The following is a 4017-nucleotide window of genomic DNA, read 5'->3' as shown; positions in this document are numbered from 1 at the left end:
GGGAGCCGTACGGGACGCCGTACGGGGCACCGCCAGGAAGGCGACCGGCGGTCTGCTCCCGGCCGGCGGGCGCGCGGGCGGCGCGGACCGGCCCGTCCGGACCGTGACCGTCAGCGAGTCCGTCGACGTCGGCGCCCCGCTGCCCGACACCTACGACCAGTGGGCGCTGCTCCACGAGTCCGGCGGGCCCCCGCCCGGCTGGCGGCCGGCGATCCTGTGGCCCGCCCGCGGCTGGACGACCCGCATCACCGAGGAGACCGAGGACGAGTGCATCGTCTGGTCCGCGAGGGGCGCGCGGGGCACGGCCCGGGGCGTGGCCACCTTCCACGAACTGACCGCGAACCTGACCCGGGTGCTGCTGGAGCTGGAGTACCGGCCCAGGGGCCTGCGCGGACGGACCGGGGGCCTGTGGGGCGCCCCGGCCCGCCAGGCGCGGCGCGACCTCGGGAACTTCCGGCGCCTGGTGATGATGCGCGGCGGGGCGCCCTCCTCCGGCTCCCCCGGCTCCTCCGCCTCCTCCGGCGGGAGCGGCGCGGGCCGGGCGCGCTGATCGCGCCTCACCGCCCCGCGGTCCCGCCCCGCTCCCCGTCCCGGCCCCTGCCCTGACCCGCAGCCCTGGCGCGGGCCAGGCGGTCCGCCAGCACCCCGATGTGGTCGTTCAGTTCGACCGGCTCGCGCACCTCGAAGTCGAAGCCCAGCATCAGGACGTGGAAGGCCAGTTCGTCCAGGGAGTGCGCGCCGGTGCGCAGCAGGCAGGTGTGCTCGTCGAGCGGCTCCAGCACACCGGCCGCGGGGGAGATCCGCTCGGCGGCCCGGTCGGCCGGGGCGTGCAGCAGCACGGTGGCCCGCCGGGCGTACGCCGCCGTGGAGATGCGCTCGGAGACGTAGGCCGCCCAGTCCTCGGCGGGCGGTTCGCGCGGCACGAAGCGCGGGCCGTGCGGCGGGGTGAGGGTGAGGCGGTCGACGCGGAACGTGCGCCAGTCTGCGCGGTCGGCGTCCCAGGCCACCAGGTACCAGCGGTGGCTGCTGCACACCAGCCGGTACGGTTCTGCGGTGCGGCGGGAGGCCGTGCCGTCCTGCCCCCGGTAGGCGAAGCGGAGCCGCTGGTGGTCACGGCAGGCGTTGGCCAGTTCGGTGATGGTGTCCACGTCGACGGTCGGCCCGCGGCGCCCGCCGAGCGGGGCCGTGAAGGTGGTGAGGGCGTTCACCCGGCGGCGCAGCCGGTGCGGGAGCACCTGCTCCAGCTTCGCCAGGGCGCGCACCGAGGACTCCTCGATGCCCTCCACCGCGTTGCCCGCGGCCGTGCGCAGCCCGACGGCGACCGCCACCGCCTCCTCGTCGTCCAGCAGCAGGGGCGGCAGTTCGGCTCCGGCGCCGAGCCGGTACCCGCCGGCCGTGCCCGTGGTGGAGTGGACGGGGTAGCCCAGCGTCCGCAGCCGGCCGACGTCGCGGCGCACGGTCCGGGGGGTGACCCCGAGCCGCTCGGCCAGCTCGGCACCGGACCACTCGCGGTGGGCCTGGAGCAGGGAGAGCAGGCGCAGCAGCCGGGCCGAAGTCGCCGGAGGCGCCGAGATCGCCGTCATGGCGCCGAGTCTGCCACCCCTTGCGGACACCGGCCGTCCGCGATGCGCGCGCATCGCGGACGGCCGGTGCCGGCGCGGTCAGGCGGCGGCCGAGGGGGACCGCTCCAGCCGCACCGACAGGTCGTTGGCACCCGTGTAGTACGGGCGGGCCCACAACGCCCCCTCCTCGTCCGGCCCCTTGTCGGCGACGGGCTGCGCCGGGTAGCGCATGATCTTGTGCTTGTCGGCGATGTCGTCGAGGATGCGGGCGATGCGCACCGGTTCGGCGTCCTCGCCGGGCCGCAGCCACAGCTCCCACTCCTCCCCCGCCCCGGGCTCCCGGGCCAGGCCGTCGTACGCCAGCCGCGCCGTGAAGCCGGGGCCGTCGGCCGGGGTGACCGGCCCGGTGACGACCGGGGCGCCGGCGTCCTCGCCTCCGGCGGCGTGCCGGGGGCGCGCCTCCAGCCGCGCGGTGGGGGTGAGCCGGGCCCCGTACAGCCGCCCGTGCACGGTCACGCCGCCGTCGGCGGGCCAGACGTCGCCCGCCTCCGCGTGCGGCCAGCGCAGCCAGGCGCGCACCGAGAGGTTGCCGTACTTGGTGGTGTACGGGATGCGCACGCCCAGCCAGGTCCGGTCGGTGCGCGGGACCCGGTCGACGAGCGAGCGCAGGTCGTTGCACCCGGGCAGCAGCCGCTGCGGCTCGCCCTCGCCGAACACCAGGTAGGCGTCCCAGCGCCCCTCCGCCAGCGGCACGGTGCTGGGCAGGGTGGCGCGCAGCACCTCGCCGCCGGACGACGGCACCAGCGGCAGCCGTACCGACTCCTCGGGATCGGACGCTCGCAGGCGCAGCAGCAGGGCGGTGTCCCACCGCTCCGCGGCGCCGGGCAGCTCGATGTCGAAGCTGAGGCCGCCCGCGCTGTCCGCCGTGCAGTCGGCACGAGGCGCGGTCGCCCGGGGGGTGTCGGGCGTGCCGGCGGGTCTGCGGGTGGTCGCGGTCATGCGGTCCTTCCTCCTCTCAGGGCGCCTCGGCGGGCGCGGACCAGGGCGTCCTTGGTGGCGTACGCCCCGCCGAGCAGCGCTCCCCGGGTGCGGTGCAGCGAGGAGCGCAGCCGGCCGAGGCCCCTGCGTCCGCCGCGGGCGACGAGTTCGGCGCACAGCGAGGAGTACAACTCGCCGATCCGCGCGGGGTCGTAGCGGGCGGCGTCCGCGATCGCGGCGCGGCCCATCCGCTGCCGCAGTTCGTCGTCGTTGATCAGTTCCAGCAGGGCTCCGGCGATGGCGTCGACGTCGCCGGTGGGCACCAGCCGTCCGTCCACCCCGTCGGCGATGATCTCGCCCGGTCCGTGCGGACAGGCGGTGGCCACCACGGGCAGGCCGCAGCGCATCGCCTCGACGATCGTCATGCCGAAGGACTCCAGGCTGGAGGTGACGGCGGCGAGGGAGCCCTTGACCCACTCGGCCTCGATGGGGTGGGCCGGTCCCATCAGGAACGCGTGGTTGTACAGGCCGAGCTCCTCCACCAGGGCCCGCAGTCTGGCCTCCTCGCGTCCGCCGCCGTAGAGCCGCAGCCGCCAGTCGGGCCGCTCCTCGACGACCTTGGCGAAGGCCCTCAGCAGCACGTCGTACCGTTTGGCCGGGGCCAGCCTGCCGGCGGCGATCACCCACTTGCCGGTGCCGTCGGAGGGGCTCACCTGCGGCGCGGGCACGCCGTTGGGCACCGCCTGCACCCGTACGCCGGGCAGCCGCATCATGCGCCGGTAGTCGCGGGCGTCCGCCTCGGTGACGGTGGTCAGGGCGTCCAGGCGCGGGTAGACGCCGCGCAGGGTCAGCCGCAGGGCGCGCGAGTGGGTGGAGAGCGTCAGGTGCTCCTGCCCGATGCGCACCGGCCCGGGGCGGGTGTGCAGGGCGACCATCGTGTTGAGGCCCGGCCGGGTGCCGATGACGACGTCCGCGCCGGTGGTGGCCAGGTGCTCGGTGATCCGGCGGTCGGTGAGCACGCTGTACTTGCGGTAGTTCCCGTCGGCGCGCGGGAACAGCTTGCTCGGCCGGGCGTGGTCGGGGTCGTCCCCGTCGTAGTCGGGGCTGTGTCTGCGCAGGTCCACCAGGTGGCGCAGGCGCACCCCCGGACCGAGGTCGAAGACGGGACGGTCGCGGTGCCGGAACACCGACACGATCTCCACGTCGTGCTGCTCCGCGAGCGCGCACGCGAGGTTGAACGTGGTCCGGATCGTCCCGCCGATGCCGTACCCGTGATGCAGCAGGAAAGAGATATGCATCCGTCTCCATGTCCCACGGAATCGCGCGGCCAAGCCGTTCCCGGTGCCGCGTTCCACACAGGAAGACCACCGGCGGCCGCCGGTGGTTGGGTCGCTCGGCCACTTCGTTCCCGGACGGTCCGCCCGTGGCGGGCGGACCTCCGGGGACTCGGCGGGCCGCTCGACCGTCCCGGGCGGTC

General features: G+C 75.9%; 3 protein-coding genes and 1 pseudogene. 1 reads left to right on the top strand and 3 read right to left on the bottom strand.

The annotated features are described in order from the left end of the window. Positions 1-550 (top strand): annotated as a pseudogene (locus tag VE546_RS15805) (hypothetical protein); the annotation flags it as partial. Positions 551-557: 7 nt separating this feature from the next. Here the strand turns inward: VE546_RS15805 and VE546_RS15800 are convergent. The 3 genes from VE546_RS15800 to VE546_RS15790 form a co-directional block, all read right to left on the bottom strand. Next, entirely contained in the window at positions 558-1583 is a 1026-nt protein-coding gene (locus VE546_RS15800; protein ID WP_324922734.1) for a YafY family protein, read from the bottom strand. Between the two features lie 78 nt (positions 1584-1661). Then, positions 1662-2561, bottom strand: coding sequence for a hypothetical protein (locus VE546_RS15795; RefSeq protein WP_324922732.1), 900 nt, complete (start codon positions 2559-2561; stop codon positions 1662-1664). Continuing rightward, positions 2558-3838, bottom strand: coding sequence for a glycosyltransferase family 4 protein (locus tag VE546_RS15790; protein WP_324922731.1), 1281 nt, complete (start codon positions 3836-3838; stop codon positions 2558-2560). Before VE546_RS15790 ends, VE546_RS15795 begins: the two co-directional genes overlap by 4 nt. Positions 3839-4017 lie beyond the last annotated feature (179 nt).

The organism is Streptomyces sp. (assembly GCF_035644915.1).
Taxonomy (GTDB): Bacteria; Actinomycetota; Actinomycetes; order Streptomycetales; family Streptomycetaceae; genus Streptomyces.
Note: the sequence above shows the minus strand (reverse complement) of the source record. Positions and strands in the feature narration are given on the sequence as shown.